Origin of the sequence: Gilliamella sp. B2887 (assembly GCF_026537015.1) — a bacterium.
GTDB lineage: Bacteria > Pseudomonadota > Gammaproteobacteria > Enterobacterales > Orbaceae > Gilliamella.
In genome coordinates this window covers 1-16,003 of the sequence record NZ_JAFNMX010000018.1, presented here as the reverse complement: position 1 = coordinate 16,003, position 16,003 = coordinate 1, and the positions used below count along the sequence as shown (strand labels likewise).

Sequence of the window (16,003 nt, the reverse complement as noted above, 5' to 3'; positions counted from 1 at the left end):
TTCCTCTTCATGGGGTTTGTTTTTAAAATAATCTATTTTCTAGCAGTTGCTGACATCTGATTTATAGACACAAAAAAAGCCACATAAAGTGGCTTGGTAATTAATTGCTGTTTTTTTTTACATTGCAAGTTTTTGGTAATCTCTATCGATTTTATCGCTAATCTGATATTTCATTTCAACTTTCTGGAGTTCAATACCTAACTCTTTTGCTACCTGCTCCCCGTCTAAGTATTTATCACCAAACTGAATTAAGTTTAACTTCCTCAAAAACTCTTCTTTTTGTTCCCTTGTTGTGAAACACAAAGCAACCCAATATTCACTATCAGTTGTTAAATCAAGTCTTTTGTTTTCAGCTTCAATCCGTTTTCTGAATGAAGCCTGCAATTCTGTTAAATCATTTTTAGAATCGACCTCAACATCGCCTGTAGGCTCTGGAGCTATATAATAAGGCTCTTTTTTTATCTTTTTACGAGCTATAGCTTGTTTAGCATTAACGGCTTTTAGTTTAGCCTTTTCTTTTAATAAGTCTCTCTCTTCTTTTGTTAACTTAGCCATTTAATTGCCTCTCATACCTAAAAACTTCTAACTCAACCATGGGGAACCACTCAAGAACTTTTTTATAGTCATTTGGCAGATATTTTTTCAATGGCAACAAAAATCTTAAATCGATTCCATCAAACGAGCGCCCCCAAATTTTATAATCAATCGGTAATTTAATTTGATGTCTATTAAAACAATCTAATAAATCTTTTTTCTTCCAATCCCATATCGGATGATATTTAACTTGATTATAGCTAATAGATCCGTGAGCAGATATGGCAACCCTTCGCATTGGGCTATCTGCCGCTCTGACCCCATCAGCAACTAATGTATTGGGTTTTAAATTAAACTTATCACACATCGCTTGCTGGATATTTACATAATCATGCATCGGTAATCTTGCTTGTTCAATACATAAACACCTTTCTGGTGGTTGAAATACCTTATAATTAATCCATCTATGTAATGATGGATGAGGTAACTGAGTTATTTTTACATCAAAAAACCGCTCATAATAATCTAAGGATTCATTGACAAAATCTAAGTCTGGTATCGAATATAAATAATAAGGAATAACTTCATCAAAGTGATCACGAATAGCAAGCCATGTAGCAATCGCATCCTTACCTGTTGAGAATGCCAATAGAGTTTTATTTTGACTTTTTCTGACCTCTCTAATTGTCTCTATCCCTGATAAAGGATTTGCCATTCTCTCTCTCCTAATATAAAATAAGAATTAACACCCATATAATATGGAAATAATTTCCATTATGCAAGAGAAAAATAAACTTTTTTTGAACAATTTATTAAAAGATGCCCAACTAACACGAGCTGAACTATCGAGAATTACCGGTATATCAACTCGGCAGATTAGCAATTGGAATAATAGAGAGATACCGAAATGGGCTATAGCATATTTAGAATTGCGAGCAAAATACCTCAGATTACTAGATAAAATTTAGTTTTAAAATTATAGGACTGGTGAATTTTTATAGTTTATGTAGTAAAATTGAATAATTATTTAATTTCGCCTGTTATTGTCACAGGCATACACTCACACCATATTAGGCTAGCCATGAAATGCAATAAATCCAACCCCCACTCTGGGTACCAGTTTCTAACGGCGATTGATGGTAATTCTGTGTCATGATTTGAAATATAGATAGGATATATACCGTACGCCAACCCGTAATGTGTAAAATCATTTTTGATTTCTGATTTTGGTATTTGATTAAATATGGACATTTATTTTCCTAATTGATGATTTATCTGTATTGCATTTTTCAATCACGTTGAGCAGATGTTCGTTATATTTCAAACTATCGCCAAACGTCATTAATTTAGGTGGCAAATTAGGCAGACAGTCATTTAACAGACTGGCTGGTATCGGTCTATTTACGTATATTTTTCGCTCTGTTGTACAGGCTTGCAGAAACAGGCATAGGCACAAACTGCTTAGCACAATCATTATCTTTAAGTTGCTCATTAATTTGCTCCTGCCGTTCTAGTGATTGATTTTCTAGTTCACGTTTTGATAATTCATTATCTGCAATGACTTGATTGTTTTTTTCGATGTTTTTATTTAACTGATCGATTTGAACGGTTAGCGTTGTAATTTTTTCTTTAGCGATTTTTTCATCTTGCCAGCAGCTGAAAGCGAAGTAGATTGAAAATCCGCTCACTAAAAATAATATTATTGTCGTTACCATAAGCGACGTATTTAATTTAGACATAACTCATCACTCAACAATAACGATACAAATAAAAACCAACCCCAGCCGTTGACATCATTAACCGCCATTATTGAGGCGATGATAAAGCATAAGATAGACATAATGCCCTTTCCTTTTCTCGACGAGCAACTAAACCATTCAAAACTTTACCACCCGCTTTATTCCATTTTGGGAACTCGTTACACGCGGCTTTGTATTCACCAGTATTTAGATATCTATACATCGTTGATGCACGCATTTTTGTGCATCCTACGTTAAAAGTAATTGAAGTTACAGCGTCAAAGACTGATTGCGGTAGATGAAAACCATTGGCATGACGATTAATGCATTGTTCAGCCGTTTTAATATCATCCACCCAGCGCTTAGCTATTTCTTCATCTGAATATGTTTTTTGCTCAACATTAACAGTTGATCCAATACCGACTGTTAACGCATTCGCAGGACAATAGTATGGCTCTCTAACGCATGATTCAGCATTACCAATTATTTCAAGACCTGCTTCGCTCGTTCGGATTTCAGATGAGTGATTAGCTAATACCATACTGATAATTACCGAAACACTACAAATCGTACCTGTCACTATTCTTTTTGTTTTTTTCATAGTATTGCTCTCTCAGGTTCTTTTTGTGATAAAAATCTCGTCGTTTATACAGCCAGTTAATGATAAATGTTGCTATAGACAAAATGATACCCACCACAACAGCAATATCATTCAGACTTAGAGCGCCAAACAGCGTACATATAGCGCCCCAGAAATATGAGACGGGTGAAGAATATTTATCCATTTTTTATTTCTTAATTTGATTTAATGAGGGGTAGCGTACTAGCTAAATGTTAGTTATGTGTGTGTCTAGCATTGCTACCGATTCTGTGATGTGTGTAAATTACTAATCTTCATAATACAATACGCCGCGTTCAGCTCGGCGTAGCTACTATGGACGCACCTTAGAGTAGTCTTGAGATGCCCCCAAACTTGATATCCCGATTGGAATTACAGAGGTTATATGAGGGACTGTTTTGGAGGGGTTAAGGTAAGCTTTAGACCTCACCCTCTAAATTTGGACATAAAAAAAGCCCAACTATTTAGTTGAGCTCATATTTTATGCGTTCTGAACCGCATTATTGGTATATTATCCGTTTAAACGTTTAAACAGTCAAGTGTTTTTTGTTTTCTAAATCGTGTATAATTTTCTCCAAGTATAAAAAACCACCCGAAGGCGGCTTAAATAAATTTTTGTAGTGTTCAGCAAACTATTAGCAATTCATTCTTGGCAATTCACCACGAACAAAATTCATTGATAAACTCAGATTAACTTGTATCTTATTAAGTGCTGTTGAAAAATTGTAGTGAAGATGTGGGCTGTTTTTCTCTAAAAAATCAGCTAAACAATCATTATATAAATCAAATATTCTGTAATAATATTCCTGAATTGTTCCTATATAATTGTATTGTCGTTTTAAATTATCAATATTAACTGACTTATAATCCCTCAGTGTTATACCACCCAACCACTTAATCGCCTCATCAAATTTATTCGCTGGCAAATCTTGATAACGAGGTATTTTGAATTGCTCATAAAGCTTGGTATAAATCGCTTGATAATGTTCGCCTGTTCTATATGAACGATCATTTACCGCTTGCTTGATTTGCTGTTGTTGTTCGAGTGAGATTGTATTAGGGTGTTGTTGTGCTACTTTTGGCATAAAGTGACTATAAAGAACATCAAAACATTCAAGCTGATATTGTTTTAAAATAGGTTTTATTTCTGGATTAACCCTGCTTAATTCTATACCCGCAAGCCAACCGTTGAGGTAACCAAGAGGTAAACATAGAACATCTCTATTTTTACCGTCTTTTGCAACTACCTTTATCATAAAGGCAGTTGAATTAAGTATTTCATTTCTTTTAATTCTTTGCCTTTGAGCTTCCCAATCCAAACCTATGTTCTCGCATATTGGCTTGATAGCAACATAAGGCTTATTATTATAATTAAGAATTGATATTTGTTGATTGTGAAATTGAACTAATTGAATTTGATTTGACATGCTATATCCTTTGTTTATTTTTTTCGAAATTACTTCCCCAATCTATTTAATTGGGTGCCAAGAGGTTCGAAAGCCTAACAAAGAAAGGCTGGAGTTATTCCCATTGCTGGTATTTTATTCCTCGCCCTCTCGGCATAGATTTTGAGCATAAAAAAATCACGCTAACGGGGCGATTATTCCGCTTTGTTTAGGTTTCGACACCTCTTTAGCCAATATATCGCAATATGATATTTGAAGTCAACATTTTAAAAGATAGTAATTATGAAAAAGATTTAGTGTGGCGGTCAGGAGCTCAAAACTGCAACAAGTCAGCGGACGTATTCCCCCGAGGGTGTTTTATTAGTCGCACTCCCGATCATAAAATCTGGATATAAAAAAACCGCTAGGCTATCGGGTGCGGAAGTCCGCGTAAAGTTGTAGTATTTACAACTATACAACCCGATAAAATTATTGTCAACTATGCCACCTTTGGAAACAATTCGATGATATGACCTCTAATAAAGCATTCTGCGGCAAGTAATGTTTTAGTTATTTCTGTTGTTTGCTTACCTAAAATTCTAGCTTGTTTACTACATGAGATTTCACGAAGATAAAAAGAAGTTAACACAGCCCAGTGCTCAATATTATCAGATTTGAGCCTTAACACCGCATTATCAACAATATCAGCTTCATCTTCGGTTAAATACTGACGATAATCAAAATCCATTGGTGCACCATCAATACCTGCTGATTTGGATGGATATTCTGTGCCCATTCGCTTAAGAATACGCGTATTTTTCCACGCAGTTAAAATATCTTTAGTTTCTCTCATTGTATATTTGCTCCGTGTCTCGCAATTAATAATGCATCCGCAACAGCTTGCCCTTCATCCTTTTTATCGAGCATTGTTAGGCTTGGGTATAATTGTATTGCTCGGCTTCTTGCCGCGTCTTTGTCTTTTCCAATTAAATTATTAGATTTTTTCCATGCCTGAGGCGTTATCATGGTGTAAGGAATATTTAAACCCTGAATAATACCCTCAACCACACCCGCGCTATGCCCAAATGTAAATGTGCTCGATACTCCTTGCTGTGGCATAGAGTGAACTTTTTCGATGTAGGCGTGTGTTATTTGGTGTTGTCTCAAAAATCGTACAATAGCTGCGCCGTTAACCTTGCTTTGTTTGCCGTCTTTTATGGTTGGTGTTCTCATTGCATCAATAAAATTTCCGACATTATCGAGAACAACTAACGCACCTGAACAACCAGGATCGATACCTAAAATCATAATTTAATATTTTCCTCTCTAACCAAAATATCTATTGTTCTCATAACACCTTCAGCGTGTGCTAATCTAACAAATTCGTGTTCACACATCCTCGTTCTACGGTCAATTTCATCATGACACGCCGAACATGCCCATGCACCCTGTAAATCGTTCGGTTTCATACCTACACCACAGGTGCCAGCTAGTCGATAATGAGCCAACACGGTTGTTTCTGGGTTGTGGTTACAACACGGGAGCCTAACGGTGCACTCACGCCCTCTGGCTAATTTTGTTAATTTACTCATGATTTCGCTCTGGTTTTGTTCATATAAAATTTACCGCATGAGCCTAAAATCTCACCGTTAACACTGACCAACGGACGATTGCAGACAAATAAATCCAAATCCATGTTATATACACATTCGCCGTTGCATTCTGGACATTTAAAACCTGTTTTAATTAGTTTGTGTTTTTTTGGCATTTTTAATCCACATAGTCGTTATAAAAATCGAAAATACCCGGCGAGAATATCAAACTAGAAAGGAAGGAAATACCTCCAGTAAATCCCACTTCTTTATTAAGGAAATATCCACCACAACCAACGTACGCCATAAACATAAATCCTGCCGTGATAAAAATAATCATAAAAAATGTAAAAAATAATGCTTTCATCATGTGCCCCTTAAATAATTTTTAATATCCTGCTCATCATCAACCTTATTTAAATTATGCTGATTTATGTATTCTCTGCGTTGTTCATATAGCCATGCCAATAGTTGCTCGGCTTCTTCTATACATTCATCAATTGTTTTTAGTGTGTCGTTCATCATGCCACCTTTGATAATTGGTCTTTATACCAACCAAATATTAATAAATCAGATTTTGCTTTCTCACTCCATTTAACGTCTTTTTCTGCGCCAAATGAGTACGCTAGTTCTAATAAGTTGCTTAACTCTCGTTTGCTCATAACTCGTGTTGATTGACCTAAAACGATAAAGCCTGTGCCGTCTAAATTTGGTACTGTTTTTTGACCTTTTAGCGTTGCGGTGAAAACGTGCTTCCATTCCTCTGCCGTTAATGTCAAACCGTGCCAAACAACCTGTTTGGATATATCCGTTAATGTTGCCCACATTCGGGCATTTTGCTCTAACGTTCTAGTCATTTCTTGAATGCAAACTACCAACGGATTTTTACTATCCGTCGGTAATGAGCGAATAAAATCAATTAAATTATTCTTAACTGTTTCGCTAACTAATTTAAAAATCTTCTTTTTTTTCATTTTTATTTGCTCACCCAATTCTTTTCTTATGCTCAGCCGTGTTAATTTAATCATTGCTTAATAAATTAAAAATATTGATGTTTTTAATCCATTCATTCTGAACATAATCATTAACATAATTACCGTTACAATCTTTTTCGATATAAGTAGCATCAAATTGCTTGCAGATCACTATTTCAAAACTTTTTCTTAGTTCGTTTATCTCTTGCTGTGTTAATTTAGTCATTGGTTGAACCTTTTACTTTCCTAGCAACTAAAATTTCATAATCACCATGAATAATCACCACAGCTTTAAAGTCCTTATTAGCTTTCTCTACAGCTTTAGCCAAACTTCCAGCTAATCGATACTGCTTAAATTTTTTATCAAATAAATCAAGAATTGATGAACTTGCACCTGATCCAACCAATCCGCACAGTAAAATAAAATTTAAAGTTAAAGCTATAAAAATCATTACAGCAAAAAAATAATCCATATCTAAACCCTCTCACACTGGAAATTACGCACCTCAACAGGGACTGTATCCCGCCCAACTCCGCCCCGAACGTACGACAGCGATTTAGCCAATGATTTTTCAGTCATTTTTTTATCACTACAACGCCAAATGCAGCCCCATTCCTGCCAATTTTTTTTGACGTTTGCCGTGATTATGTATTTATGTTTTTTTGCCATTTTTGTATCAACTCCCTTAATTTTGCCTTCTCTTCTTCCGAATATTTTTTAACTTGTTCTGCTAGTTCATATTTAATTTTTGCTACGTTTGCCCCTCGTTTTTTCAGCGCTGTAACATAGTCATATGCTATTTTGTCTAGCATGTGATAGTGTCCCTGTGAGCAGTGATTAACTAGCTTGCGCATATCTACGTTCTTTTTTCACTGGCTCAGGGCGTGCTTTAGTGTATGATTCGGCTTGATCAACTTCATAAATGCGACCATTACTAATTCCTGCATATACTGTGAAATTACCTGCACCGTGACGATTTAAAGCTACGTTTATTTCCATCAAGTTTTTATCTGCACTTTCGTTGTAAACAGCGTCACGATAAATCCCTAACCAGTAATCGCAATCCTGTTCGATCTGCCCTGTATCACGACTATCACTAGGTATTGGGCGCTTATCTGCTCGTGATTCTAGGTTTCGGTTTAACTGAGTTAACAGAACAACAACACAATTCAGTTCTTTAGCCAGCGCTTTTAAACCTTTTGTAATAGCTCCGTATATCAAGTCGTTTCGTTGATCATCAACGTTTTTTTCCTTTCCCATTAGCGTCAAGTAATCAACCATAATCATACCTATCTGACCTCGTTCTCGTGCCATTCGGCGTGATTCTGAGCGTATATGTGACAAGGTAATAGCTGGGGTATCATCAATGTAGATGTTATTAGTTTTTGTTAGCTCATTTAGATGATGCATAACCCTCGAAAATTCCGCACCGCCATCCGTTCCTAATGCCCCATCGTAGAAAATATCACTATTGACACATGACTCTTGAGCCAAAATATTTTCTAGCATTTGCTCATCTTGCATTTCTAGTGAGAACATCAAAACTGGCAAATTGTCATGCATTGCGCAATGCCGAGCCATATTAATTTCAAATGTGGTTTTACCCATTTTGGGGCGAGCACCAACAACAAATAACGAACCTCGAACTAATCCTTTAGGTGATAATTTTTTATCTAGCGCTTTGATTCCAGTTGATAACCCACGTGCACTATCTGCATTTGCTAATCGTTTATCTAGAGTTTCGGTCCATTTGTTGGCAATGGTTGATAGCGATTTAAGCCCTAACGATTTTCCCGTCTTGTTGTAGTCATCAATTTGTGTAAATAGCGATTGAATAGCTGATAATTTATCACTAGTTGATAATGTCGATTTTTCAAAAATCATCGCGCTACAGTCGTTTAATTTTTTTAACGTAAAACGTTCAATAGCCTTATCGCGAACAATACCAGCATAAGCAATAATATTGGTCATGGTTGGTGTGTTCTTGGACAGCTCAGCAAGATACGCTAAACCACCACAATCTTTTAGGGTTCCGTTTTGCTCCATACTGTCTGACAAAGTGATTAAATCTATTGGCTGATTTTTTCGACTTAATTCAATCATTTCAGCAAAAATAACTTGATGTTGTCGATTGTAAAATGAATCCTGTTTCAATTTGCGAATTGCTTTTTGACAACGCTCAGATCCAAAATCTAGCATCATTGAACCGAGAACAGCTTGCTCAGCAACTAAATCATGAGGAATTATATTCATAGCGCACCCTCTCTAAACTTTGTATAAGTCTCATCTGTCACAATGAATTCAAACTTAGCTTTCCAATTCCGTTTATTTTCACCGAATACCCATGCCGGTGCTTTTTCCACAAAATCATAAAAGTAATTAATCAAATCATTTAAAGTTAGTTCTTTTCGTTCTTTCAAAAATTTCTTGACTAAGTTCTTTCTAGTTGTAGTCATTTTCTCAATTTGTGGTAACCTGTTTTCTACAGCATCGTTGTACGCATCCATGACTAAATCAAAATCGATCGAATCTGATTTTTTAGATTTAGGTTGGTCATCTTCAGATGACTTAATATTATTTGTAGTATTCTCTGTAGTAGTCTTTGTAGTAATCTCTTGATCTAACGAACTCGACTTTGTAGTCGTCTCGAACTCTACATTGCAGAGATCGGGAGAATTACTTTCTTCACTTCGCGATAGTTGATTAACAGATTCGGCGAAATTAGCTAAAATTTCATTAACTTTCCCATTATCAATTTTGTAAAAAGTTTTATGATCTAATCGCTTTTCAGTAACAATTAAAACGCCTTTTTCTTTTAGTTTTTTGATAGCTGTTCTTTGTGCGTTATGAGATAACCCAGTTTCTTCTTCAAGTTCATCACGAGTTTTATACACACCTAAATCAGACGTTGCTTTATCTTGCCAATAAAATAATTGTGAGAATAAAACCGCAGGGTTAACACCACCTAAAGGCTTAGCTAATTTTGGGTAATATGCGTTAGGACGCCCTATCAATTTTAATGTTTCAACTGCGTTCATTGTTTGACCTCAAAGAATACTCCGCAAAATTGCCGCCATTTTTATAAATAATCTCAGTAATAATCTGAAAATTTTGTTTTCTTAAATCGTGGATGCGAACACCTAATCTGTAGCAACCGAACAAATCCCACGCTTGTGCCTGGGTAATTGTTTTACCGCTTTGCAAATGCTGTAATATTCGATCGCACTGGCTCAGTGTTTTTTTAGTTTTTAATGTGCTCATGAATACCTCACTAATTAGATGGTTTATGCGCTGCAAGTGTTTCTTGATGTGCGGTAAGTCGTCTTTTTACTATTGAGTCACATAAATTATTTAATATTGCTTCTTCATCGCTAGTAATAACGCCATCACTAATCGCTTTGGATAAATATGCATCGTATTCACCTCTTGCCGTTCCAATGCTTAACATTAATTCAAAAAGATCATAACTTCCCGCTTTAGCGACATCAGGTTTTTTTATGACTATACAATTCACTGCTCTTGCAAAATAATCCGCAACTAATGTTGTCCTGCTTAACTCTTGTAATGCTAAAAGTTCATCACAAGTGAAGAATCGAGTTCCTTTATTTTCGTAACGCCGATCATTAAAAGCAGATACAGATAAACCTAAATAACTGGCTGCTACTTCCATACCGCCATCAATGGAGCTTAATAAATCATTAATTAATTTTTTCTTGTTACCCATATTTTAAAAATCCTCGTTTGGGTTACTTTGTTTAGTACTTACATTTATTATTAACCCCAGACATCAGGGCGTAACTCGGCTTTTGTTACCTGTCCGTGGGTGTGTTCTTCAATTTTTTTTGCTACACGAATTGGAACATTAGCTTTTCCTGAAGCCATTTGACACAAGAAAGACTTGGACACATCAATTTCTTTGGCAAATTGACTTTTACCACCTTTAGGGAGCTGGTTTAAATAATGTGATAGTTTCATTATTACCTTAGGTTAGTTAAAACTTAACTAAAGTTTATTTAACACTAAACCAAAAGTCAAGTAAGTTTAGATAAAGTTTATTTTTTGCTTGTTTAGAAATTACTAAATAAAATGTACATAGAGGAACTAAGATGAATAGAAACAAATTAAAAGAGCTAAGAGCGAGCAATTTAAAACTATGGTTTTCAGATAAATCTGTTCCACCAAAAGAGAAAAGTTATATTTCTCAGTTGGTGAACGGACGGGCGCCTTTTGGCGAAAAATCGGCTCGTCGTTTAGAACATGATTACGGCATGCCTGAATTTTATCTAGATAAAATTAATGACAATGAAATATATGGAATAAAACAAAATAATCAGCATCACGCTAATAATAACAACTACGTGATAGAGATTTTAGATATTACAGCTAGCGCAGGAGCAGGCTACCTAAATTCGGATGTAATGGAAGTGATTAAATTAATAGAATATGATTCAGAACAGGCAAAAATATTATTTAAAGGTGTGGATACCGATAATTTAAAAGTAATTAATATTTCAGGTGATTCGATGCAAGGAACGTTTGAAAGTGGAGATTCAATTTATGTAGACGTTTCAAAAAAAGAATTTAACGGTGATGGAATATATGTATTTACGTTCGGTAAAAGCTTGTATGTGAAGCGCTTACAGGTAATTAAAGATAAACTGATTGTTATATCTGACAATAAAAAATACAAGGAATGGGATATAAACGAAGATGAAATTGATCAACTTTATATTCATGGGAAAGTAATGCTGAGTCAATCAATGTTACTAAGGAAGCACGGATAACTTCGTGAGGATTAAAAATGCAAGAGCACCATCATTTTGGATATTTAATAAAAAAAATTGGCGAACTTGGTAGTGGTGGTTTTGGTTATGTTGATAAAGTTGAACTATATAACAGTGATGGCATAAAATGCCCTGGAGAGTATGCAAGAAAAACATTTAGTCCTTCCAAAGAAAAGAGCGAGTCTATACTTGATTTGGGACAGGTAAAGGAAAGATTTAATGAAGAGGTTCGATGTCAGGCATCTTGTGTATCATCTAATGTTGTTTCAATTTATATGCATAATCTACACATAGAAAAACCTTGGTTTATAATGGAGTTAGCAAATACTGATCTTTCCCATTTAATTGCATCAAATGATTTTAATCTTACCCAAAAAATATCAGCATTAAAAATGATAATTTCAGGTATAGATTATCTCCATAACAATAATTTATTACATAGAGACATTAAACCGCCTAATATTTTAATGTTTAACAATAACATTTTTAAACTCTCTGATTTTGGTTTAGTAAAAGATTTAAATAGAGAAAATCCATTAACAGCAATAGCAAATGTAAGTATGGGTACTGATGGTTATAAAGCACCAGAAGTAAGTGCAGGTGTTTATGATCGTAGAACAGATATATATGCACTAGGTATTGTTATTGAAAAGTTTGTCGGTTCTCCATTAAATGCTATAATTTCAAAATGCACTATGCATAACCCCAATGAGCGATATCAATCAACCAGAGAAATTTTAGATGACATAAATGCAATTATACCCTAAGGATTAAAAATGTTTAATTTAATATCATCCTGTTCTTTTTCTTACCCTAAAAATACAAATAGGGTTAATGAAGACTCAGTGCTATACCCAATAAAAATTGGTAATGGATACCTTTTTGCTATCGCCGATGGTGTAGGGTCATATCAAGGGGCAGATAAAGCATCAAAAGCAGTCATCAACAGCTTACAACAAGCATTTGAAGTTAACATAAAAAACATAGACGAATTATTTAAATTATTAAAAGATAAAGTGTCTGAAATTTCTTTAGATCCCCAGTTAGTAAAAGCTGCTACAACTTTAACATTTGGATATTTTGATCATTTGGGATTAACTATTGGACATATTGGAGATTGTCGTCTCTATACAAAATATGGAAATAAGCTAAAACAATTAACCACAGACCACACCCAGCATCAAAAACTTTTGGAAGAAAAAATCTATACAAAAAAAGAATTAAAAGAAATAGGCGGTAAGAATATTTTGACAACTGCAATTTCAAAGCATGTTGATATGTTATTCGATAAGGTTTTTATTCCTATTTCAGATTTACCAATTGACAATAATAAATTACTTTTATTCATCATGTCTGATGGAACTCATTTCTTTTGGGAAAAGAACCCTAGATTTTCGGAAAAAACTATGAATAGTGCAATAAAGTTTACTAATAGTCTACTAAGACGCATAGAAAGAAATAACCCTATAGATGATTATTCATTGGTGGCGGTCGAATTTCAAATAAATTAAATTACTCAATATCAATATCAAATAAACTAACTCCCAAAAACCCCTTAAATATTATATACACCGCTTCGGCGGGTTTTTTGTGCTTAAAATCAGCTTATGAATAATAGCTGTGTTTTTTTTACATACCTCTAATGATTCACCAACCAAATTTTAAGAGGTTCTATTTCATTTAATATTAATTCACTCAAAATGAGAATATGGGGTTTATTTTTAATTAAACGCACTCTAAGTGGATCATTTTATTGAAATAAATTAATTTACTGAGTATAATTCGATCAATATTTAGTGGTAAGCAGTTTTTTTTACTACTATATATAGGGGAGCCCGATATTGGCGTATCGGGCAAATATAAAAAAATAAAGCATTTAGGGCTTTATTGTGAGATCTCGATTACTATTCTATATTCGTTTTCTTTTTAAGTAAAGCCCTATTTAATGCTTATCCTTTATAGGAGTATTATTATGGGTTATTCACCTATATGCCGAAAGGCGCACCGTTATGATGTTCATTTTGAATCTTTACCGGAATATCAAGGAACTTTTAGCAGACATAAATGTGCGGGTTGTGCATTTGAATTAGGCTATTTTCATGCAGTAAATGGAATACCTAAAGCAATGGATGATTCTGTTTTAGATAGCATCCCATGCAGTCAAGCAGGTAGTGTCCGACATAAGGATGCATTTACTGCATATAATGATGGGTACAAATTTGCATTGAGTCTAGCTAAGGCAGCTTAGTTCTTTAAGATAAAACAAAGCCCCAAACGGGGCTTTTTTCACGCCTAAAATCTGCATATAAAATCTTTTCTTATTTTTTCTGTATAAAAAATAGCCAATCAAATTAATTTTATAATTAACTAAATTATTGTTTTACTAAACATTAAATATTTTTTGCATAAAAAGTTTAGTGTTTATTAAATATTTCACTTTACTAAAAGTTAATTGTTTACTAAACTACACCCATCAAAACAAATCAACTTAACAACAAAGTTAAACAAGACTACGAGTTATTTAACAAGTTAATAAGATTCAAGTAGCTAGCTGAGGCATATGAAAGTACAGCGGTTTTGGAAAGAAATAAATAATCACTTATGTGAACGCTCTTTAAAAACTAGAAAAGTCGAGACAACTTATAAAGTGTTGTTCAAGTAAACAGTGTGAAAGTGAAGCTTATCTAAGAACGAAATGCCTATCTCCCTCTAAACTGTTGAAAAACATCATGGAATAAGGGAGCGCAAAAACTCGCAACCATCGAGAAAATTTGGTTAAAAATTCAAATCAAAGCCCATTCAGTGAGTGGGCTTGAGTTTGAAATATATGTAAGGAATTGATTATGAATAACTTATATCAATGTGTAGAAAACGGTTATGAAAAACAATATCAAAACATGATGCAGAATATCGAAAATGGCGATGAGCTAGATGAGGAAATCGATAAACGAGCAAATGAGTTGATGCAAAATTTTAGTAATAACAACGATCAGCTGATAATCGATCTAATTTCTATTTGTTTAGAAAATAATGCCGTTGATCAAAATATATTTAATCAGTTTATAACAGACATTTGTTATTCACAGGCTAGAGCGGAATTGAATAAAAAATAAATCAATACTATTAATTAACATCAGTAGCGATAATTTTATAAATTAAAGAGATAAAATATTTTGGGTCAATAAATTAAAAAGGTAAAAATTATGTTTACAAGTTCAAATATTAGCGTGAAGGTTGGCGATGTGTACAGAACTGTTTATTGTCACTATAGCGGTTATTTAGCTTATAACGGAGCTATTCTATTTGAGCATTACAACTCACAAGAATTAGCTGAAGAGTTAGTGAGCCACGGCGACATATTAACTCTCGACGAAAAATGTTCGAAACCAGATGGACATTCATATGAGAATCCTGTTGATGGTTATACAGTTTACTTCGGGCGTGATCGAGGAGAAGAAAATACTGGTTATATAGAATCGACAACAAGACCACAGTGTAACGAAGAGTATTTATATGTATTTGAAGATGGCAAGTGGCATGTTGAGTCTGAATACATTTCTGGCGGTTATCAGGAATTAACTGAAGAATTGATTGTATTTTCTTATCAAAAATACTGACAGCTCGGAAAGACGGCACATTGCTACATCCTATTTGCCCTCACTTGAGGGCTTTTTTTACAGAATTAAGAGATAAAACAATGAATATTAGAGAAATTTTAGAACAACACAAAATATGGATTGACAGTCTTGGTAAGAAAGGAATAAAAGCTAATTTGCGCGATGCTAATTTGGACAGTGCTGATTTGCGCGGTGCTTATTTGAGCGGTGCTGATTTGCACAGTGCTGATTTGCGCGATGCTTATTTGCGCGGTGCTGATTTGAGCGGTGCTGATTTGAGCGGTGCTTATTTGATCGATGCTTATTTGCGCGATGCTAATTTGATCCGTGCTTATTTGAGCGGTGCTGATTTGCGCGGTGCTGATTTGCGCGATGCTGATTTGAGCGGTGCTGATTTGCGCGATGCTGATTTGCGCGGTGCTTATTTGCGCGATGCTAATTTGAGCGGTGCTTATTTGATCGATGCTGATTTGCACAGTGCTGATTTGCGCGGTGCTAATTTGCGCAGTGCTTATTTGTGCCGTGCTGATTTGAGCGGTGCTGATTTGCGCGATGCTGATTTGCGCGATGCTAATTTGGACAGTGCTAATTTGCGCGGTGCTAATTTGGACAGTGCTTATTTGTGCCATGCTGATTTGCGCGGTGCTGATTTGCGCGATGCTAATTTGCGCAGTGCTAATTTGGACAGTGCTAATTTGCGCGGTGCTAATTTGGACAGTGCTTATTTGTGCCATGCTGATTTGCGCGGTGCTGATTTG

At 34.8% G+C, this 16,003-nt stretch carries 28 protein-coding genes; 8 read left to right on the top strand and 20 right to left on the bottom strand.

What is annotated here, in order from left to right:
* Nucleotides 1-117: 117 nt before the first annotated feature.
* Both J3U13_RS11165 and J3U13_RS11160 read right to left on the bottom strand, forming a co-directional pair.
* Nucleotides 118-555 (bottom strand): hypothetical protein, encoded by a 438-nt coding sequence (locus tag J3U13_RS11165; RefSeq protein WP_267342131.1) that lies wholly within the window; start codon nucleotides 553-555, stop codon nucleotides 118-120.
* Nucleotides 548-1,249 carry a hypothetical protein gene (locus J3U13_RS11160; RefSeq protein ID WP_267342130.1) on the bottom strand — a complete coding sequence of 234 codons (702 nt, stop codon included), beginning with the start codon at nucleotides 1,247-1,249 and terminating at the stop codon, nucleotides 548-550. Before J3U13_RS11160 ends, J3U13_RS11165 begins: the two co-directional genes overlap by 8 nt.
* Before the next feature lie 43 nt (nucleotides 1,250-1,292).
* Here J3U13_RS11160 and J3U13_RS11555 point away from each other — a divergent pair, with 43 nt between their 5' ends.
* Nucleotides 1,293-1,502 (top strand): helix-turn-helix domain-containing protein, encoded by a 210-nt coding sequence (locus J3U13_RS11555; RefSeq protein ID WP_416380663.1) that lies wholly within the window; start codon nucleotides 1,293-1,295, stop codon nucleotides 1,500-1,502.
* 429 nt (nucleotides 1,503-1,931) lie between these two features.
* Here the strand turns inward: J3U13_RS11555 and J3U13_RS11155 are convergent, their stop codons facing one another.
* The 18 genes from J3U13_RS11155 to J3U13_RS11075 form a co-directional block, all read right to left on the bottom strand.
* Nucleotides 1,932-2,273, bottom strand: coding sequence for a hypothetical protein (locus J3U13_RS11155; protein WP_267342129.1), 342 nt, complete (start codon nucleotides 2,271-2,273; stop codon nucleotides 1,932-1,934).
* Nucleotides 2,274-2,340: 67 nt separating this feature from the next.
* The gene (locus tag J3U13_RS11150) at nucleotides 2,341-2,874 is read right to left on the bottom strand and encodes a lysozyme (protein ID WP_267342128.1); all 534 of its coding nucleotides are present in this window, start codon (nucleotides 2,872-2,874) and stop codon (nucleotides 2,341-2,343) included.
* Nucleotides 2,834-3,058: a phage holin family protein gene (locus tag J3U13_RS11550; RefSeq protein ID WP_416380229.1), complete on the bottom strand. Its 225-nt coding sequence runs from the start codon at nucleotides 3,056-3,058 to the stop codon at nucleotides 2,834-2,836. The genes J3U13_RS11150 and J3U13_RS11550 overlap by 41 nt, the downstream gene beginning before the upstream one ends.
* Before the next feature lie 469 nt (nucleotides 3,059-3,527).
* Nucleotides 3,528-4,319: a phage antirepressor N-terminal domain-containing protein gene (locus J3U13_RS11145; RefSeq protein WP_267342127.1), complete on the bottom strand. Its 792-nt coding sequence runs from the start codon at nucleotides 4,317-4,319 to the stop codon at nucleotides 3,528-3,530.
* Nucleotides 4,320-4,776: 457 nt separating this feature from the next.
* A complete protein-coding gene (locus J3U13_RS11140) occupies nucleotides 4,777-5,130 on the bottom strand; it encodes an antiterminator Q family protein (RefSeq protein ID WP_267342126.1) in 354 nt (117 codons plus the stop codon).
* Complete coding sequence (locus tag J3U13_RS11135) at nucleotides 5,127-5,585, bottom strand: crossover junction endodeoxyribonuclease RuvC (RefSeq protein ID WP_267342124.1); 459 nt, start codon at nucleotides 5,583-5,585, stop codon at nucleotides 5,127-5,129. Before J3U13_RS11135 ends, J3U13_RS11140 begins: the two co-directional genes overlap by 4 nt.
* A complete protein-coding gene (locus tag J3U13_RS11130; RefSeq protein ID WP_267342122.1) occupies nucleotides 5,582-5,869 on the bottom strand; it encodes a DUF1364 domain-containing protein in 288 nt (95 codons plus the stop codon). The genes J3U13_RS11135 and J3U13_RS11130 overlap by 4 nt, the downstream gene beginning before the upstream one ends.
* A 178-nt stretch (nucleotides 5,870-6,047) precedes the next feature.
* Nucleotides 6,048-6,176, bottom strand: coding sequence for a hypothetical protein (locus J3U13_RS11125; RefSeq protein WP_267342120.1), 129 nt, complete (start codon nucleotides 6,174-6,176; stop codon nucleotides 6,048-6,050).
* Nucleotides 6,177-6,235: 59 nt separating this feature from the next.
* On the bottom strand, nucleotides 6,236-6,391 hold the full coding sequence (locus tag J3U13_RS11120; protein WP_267342119.1) for a hypothetical protein: 156 nt from the start codon (nucleotides 6,389-6,391) through the stop codon (nucleotides 6,236-6,238).
* Complete coding sequence (locus J3U13_RS11115) at nucleotides 6,391-6,843, bottom strand: recombination protein NinB (RefSeq protein WP_267342118.1); 453 nt, start codon at nucleotides 6,841-6,843, stop codon at nucleotides 6,391-6,393. Before J3U13_RS11115 ends, J3U13_RS11120 begins: the two co-directional genes overlap by 1 nt.
* Before the next feature lie 46 nt (nucleotides 6,844-6,889).
* A complete protein-coding gene (locus J3U13_RS11110; protein ID WP_267342116.1) occupies nucleotides 6,890-7,069 on the bottom strand; it encodes a hypothetical protein in 180 nt (59 codons plus the stop codon).
* Nucleotides 7,062-7,316 carry a hypothetical protein gene (locus tag J3U13_RS11105; RefSeq protein ID WP_267342115.1) on the bottom strand — a complete coding sequence of 85 codons (255 nt, stop codon included), beginning with the start codon at nucleotides 7,314-7,316 and terminating at the stop codon, nucleotides 7,062-7,064. The genes J3U13_RS11110 and J3U13_RS11105 overlap by 8 nt, the downstream gene beginning before the upstream one ends.
* A 172-nt stretch (nucleotides 7,317-7,488) precedes the next feature.
* Nucleotides 7,489-7,656, bottom strand: coding sequence for a hypothetical protein (locus tag J3U13_RS11100; protein WP_267342113.1), 168 nt, complete (start codon nucleotides 7,654-7,656; stop codon nucleotides 7,489-7,491).
* Between the two features lie 25 nt (nucleotides 7,657-7,681).
* The gene (locus tag J3U13_RS11095) at nucleotides 7,682-9,097 is read right to left on the bottom strand and encodes a replicative DNA helicase (protein ID WP_267342112.1); all 1,416 of its coding nucleotides are present in this window, start codon (nucleotides 9,095-9,097) and stop codon (nucleotides 7,682-7,684) included.
* Nucleotides 9,094-9,882, bottom strand: a complete 789-nt coding sequence (locus tag J3U13_RS11090) for a hypothetical protein (protein WP_267342110.1) — start codon at nucleotides 9,880-9,882, stop codon at nucleotides 9,094-9,096. The genes J3U13_RS11095 and J3U13_RS11090 overlap by 4 nt, the downstream gene beginning before the upstream one ends.
* Nucleotides 9,869-10,105, bottom strand: a complete 237-nt coding sequence (locus tag J3U13_RS11085) for a helix-turn-helix domain-containing protein (RefSeq protein ID WP_267342109.1) — start codon at nucleotides 10,103-10,105, stop codon at nucleotides 9,869-9,871. Before J3U13_RS11085 ends, J3U13_RS11090 begins: the two co-directional genes overlap by 14 nt.
* Nucleotides 10,106-10,115: 10 nt before the next feature.
* Nucleotides 10,116-10,568, bottom strand: coding sequence for a YmfL family putative regulatory protein (locus tag J3U13_RS11080; RefSeq protein WP_267342108.1), 453 nt, complete (start codon nucleotides 10,566-10,568; stop codon nucleotides 10,116-10,118).
* A 50-nt stretch (nucleotides 10,569-10,618) separates the two neighbouring features.
* Nucleotides 10,619-10,819, bottom strand: a complete 201-nt coding sequence (locus J3U13_RS11075; RefSeq protein WP_267342107.1) for a transcriptional regulator — start codon at nucleotides 10,817-10,819, stop codon at nucleotides 10,619-10,621.
* 131 nt (nucleotides 10,820-10,950) lie between these two features.
* Here J3U13_RS11075 and J3U13_RS11070 point away from each other — a divergent pair, with 131 nt between their 5' ends.
* The 7 genes from J3U13_RS11070 to J3U13_RS11040 form a co-directional block, all read left to right on the top strand.
* Entirely contained in the window at nucleotides 10,951-11,628 is a 678-nt protein-coding gene (locus J3U13_RS11070; protein ID WP_267342105.1) for a S24 family peptidase, read from the top strand.
* Between the two features lie 17 nt (nucleotides 11,629-11,645).
* Nucleotides 11,646-12,395 carry a protein kinase family protein gene (locus J3U13_RS11065; RefSeq protein ID WP_267342103.1) on the top strand — a complete coding sequence of 250 codons (750 nt, stop codon included), beginning with the start codon at nucleotides 11,646-11,648 and terminating at the stop codon, nucleotides 12,393-12,395.
* 9 nt (nucleotides 12,396-12,404) lie between these two features.
* The gene (locus tag J3U13_RS11060; protein ID WP_267342102.1) at nucleotides 12,405-13,139 is read left to right on the top strand and encodes a PP2C family protein-serine/threonine phosphatase; all 735 of its coding nucleotides are present in this window, start codon (nucleotides 12,405-12,407) and stop codon (nucleotides 13,137-13,139) included.
* Nucleotides 13,140-13,600: 461 nt separating this feature from the next.
* Entirely contained in the window at nucleotides 13,601-13,876 is a 276-nt protein-coding gene (locus tag J3U13_RS11055; protein WP_267342101.1) for a hypothetical protein, read from the top strand.
* Nucleotides 13,877-14,471: 595 nt separating this feature from the next.
* The gene (locus tag J3U13_RS11050; protein WP_267342100.1) at nucleotides 14,472-14,741 is read left to right on the top strand and encodes a hypothetical protein; all 270 of its coding nucleotides are present in this window, start codon (nucleotides 14,472-14,474) and stop codon (nucleotides 14,739-14,741) included.
* Between the two features lie 129 nt (nucleotides 14,742-14,870).
* Nucleotides 14,871-15,245 carry a hypothetical protein gene (locus J3U13_RS11045; protein ID WP_267342099.1) on the top strand — a complete coding sequence of 125 codons (375 nt, stop codon included), beginning with the start codon at nucleotides 14,871-14,873 and terminating at the stop codon, nucleotides 15,243-15,245.
* Between the two features lie 80 nt (nucleotides 15,246-15,325).
* Nucleotides 15,326-16,003: pentapeptide repeat-containing protein (locus J3U13_RS11040; RefSeq protein WP_267342098.1), on the top strand; the 678-nt coding region annotated here is incomplete at its 3' end.

Bases quoted from the DNA above. Each gene is read 5' to 3' on its own strand.
- J3U13_RS11110 (WP_267342116.1), bottom strand. From the start codon at position 7,069: ATGACTAAATTAACACAGCAAGAGATAAACGAACTAAGAAAAAGTTTT.
- J3U13_RS11120 (WP_267342119.1), bottom strand. From the start codon at position 6,391: ATGAACGACACACTAAAAACAATTGATGAATGTATAGAAGAAGCCGAG.
- J3U13_RS11060 (WP_267342102.1), top strand. From the start codon at position 12,405: ATGTTTAATTTAATATCATCCTGTTCTTTTTCTTACCCTAAAAATACA.
- J3U13_RS11125 (WP_267342120.1), bottom strand. From the start codon at position 6,176: ATGGCGTACGTTGGTTGTGGTGGATATTTCCTTAATAAAGAAGTGGGA.
- J3U13_RS11135 (WP_267342124.1), bottom strand. From the start codon at position 5,585: ATGATTTTAGGTATCGATCCTGGTTGTTCAGGTGCGTTAGTTGTTCTC.
- J3U13_RS11550 (WP_416380229.1), bottom strand. From the start codon at position 3,058: ATGGATAAATATTCTTCACCCGTCTCATATTTCTGGGGCGCTATATGT.
- J3U13_RS11085 (WP_267342109.1), bottom strand. From the start codon at position 10,105: ATGAGCACATTAAAAACTAAAAAAACACTGAGCCAGTGCGATCGAATA.
- J3U13_RS11105 (WP_267342115.1), bottom strand. From the start codon at position 7,316: ATGGATTATTTTTTTGCTGTAATGATTTTTATAGCTTTAACTTTAAAT.
- J3U13_RS11070 (WP_267342105.1), top strand. From the start codon at position 10,951: ATGAATAGAAACAAATTAAAAGAGCTAAGAGCGAGCAATTTAAAACTA.
- J3U13_RS11160 (WP_267342130.1), bottom strand. From the start codon at position 1,249: ATGGCAAATCCTTTATCAGGGATAGAGACAATTAGAGAGGTCAGAAAA.
- J3U13_RS11055 (WP_267342101.1), top strand. From the start codon at position 13,601: ATGGGTTATTCACCTATATGCCGAAAGGCGCACCGTTATGATGTTCAT.
- J3U13_RS11065 (WP_267342103.1), top strand. From the start codon at position 11,646: ATGCAAGAGCACCATCATTTTGGATATTTAATAAAAAAAATTGGCGAA.
- J3U13_RS11165 (WP_267342131.1), bottom strand. From the start codon at position 555: ATGGCTAAGTTAACAAAAGAAGAGAGAGACTTATTAAAAGAAAAGGCT.
- J3U13_RS11075 (WP_267342107.1), bottom strand. From the start codon at position 10,819: ATGAAACTATCACATTATTTAAACCAGCTCCCTAAAGGTGGTAAAAGT.
- J3U13_RS11140 (WP_267342126.1), bottom strand. From the start codon at position 5,130: ATGAGAGAAACTAAAGATATTTTAACTGCGTGGAAAAATACGCGTATT.
- J3U13_RS11155 (WP_267342129.1), bottom strand. From the start codon at position 2,273: ATGTCTAAATTAAATACGTCGCTTATGGTAACGACAATAATATTATTT.
- J3U13_RS11130 (WP_267342122.1), bottom strand. From the start codon at position 5,869: ATGAGTAAATTAACAAAATTAGCCAGAGGGCGTGAGTGCACCGTTAGG.
- J3U13_RS11090 (WP_267342110.1), bottom strand. From the start codon at position 9,882: ATGAACGCAGTTGAAACATTAAAATTGATAGGGCGTCCTAACGCATAT.
- J3U13_RS11145 (WP_267342127.1), bottom strand. From the start codon at position 4,319: ATGTCAAATCAAATTCAATTAGTTCAATTTCACAATCAACAAATATCA.
- J3U13_RS11050 (WP_267342100.1), top strand. From the start codon at position 14,472: ATGAATAACTTATATCAATGTGTAGAAAACGGTTATGAAAAACAATAT.
- J3U13_RS11095 (WP_267342112.1), bottom strand. From the start codon at position 9,097: ATGAATATAATTCCTCATGATTTAGTTGCTGAGCAAGCTGTTCTCGGT.
- J3U13_RS11555 (WP_416380663.1), top strand. From the start codon at position 1,293: ATGGAAATAATTTCCATTATGCAAGAGAAAAATAAACTTTTTTTGAAC.
- J3U13_RS11080 (WP_267342108.1), bottom strand. From the start codon at position 10,568: ATGGGTAACAAGAAAAAATTAATTAATGATTTATTAAGCTCCATTGAT.
- J3U13_RS11150 (WP_267342128.1), bottom strand. From the start codon at position 2,874: ATGAAAAAAACAAAAAGAATAGTGACAGGTACGATTTGTAGTGTTTCG.
- J3U13_RS11100 (WP_267342113.1), bottom strand. From the start codon at position 7,656: ATGCTAGACAAAATAGCATATGACTATGTTACAGCGCTGAAAAAACGA.
- J3U13_RS11115 (WP_267342118.1), bottom strand. From the start codon at position 6,843: ATGAAAAAAAAGAAGATTTTTAAATTAGTTAGCGAAACAGTTAAGAAT.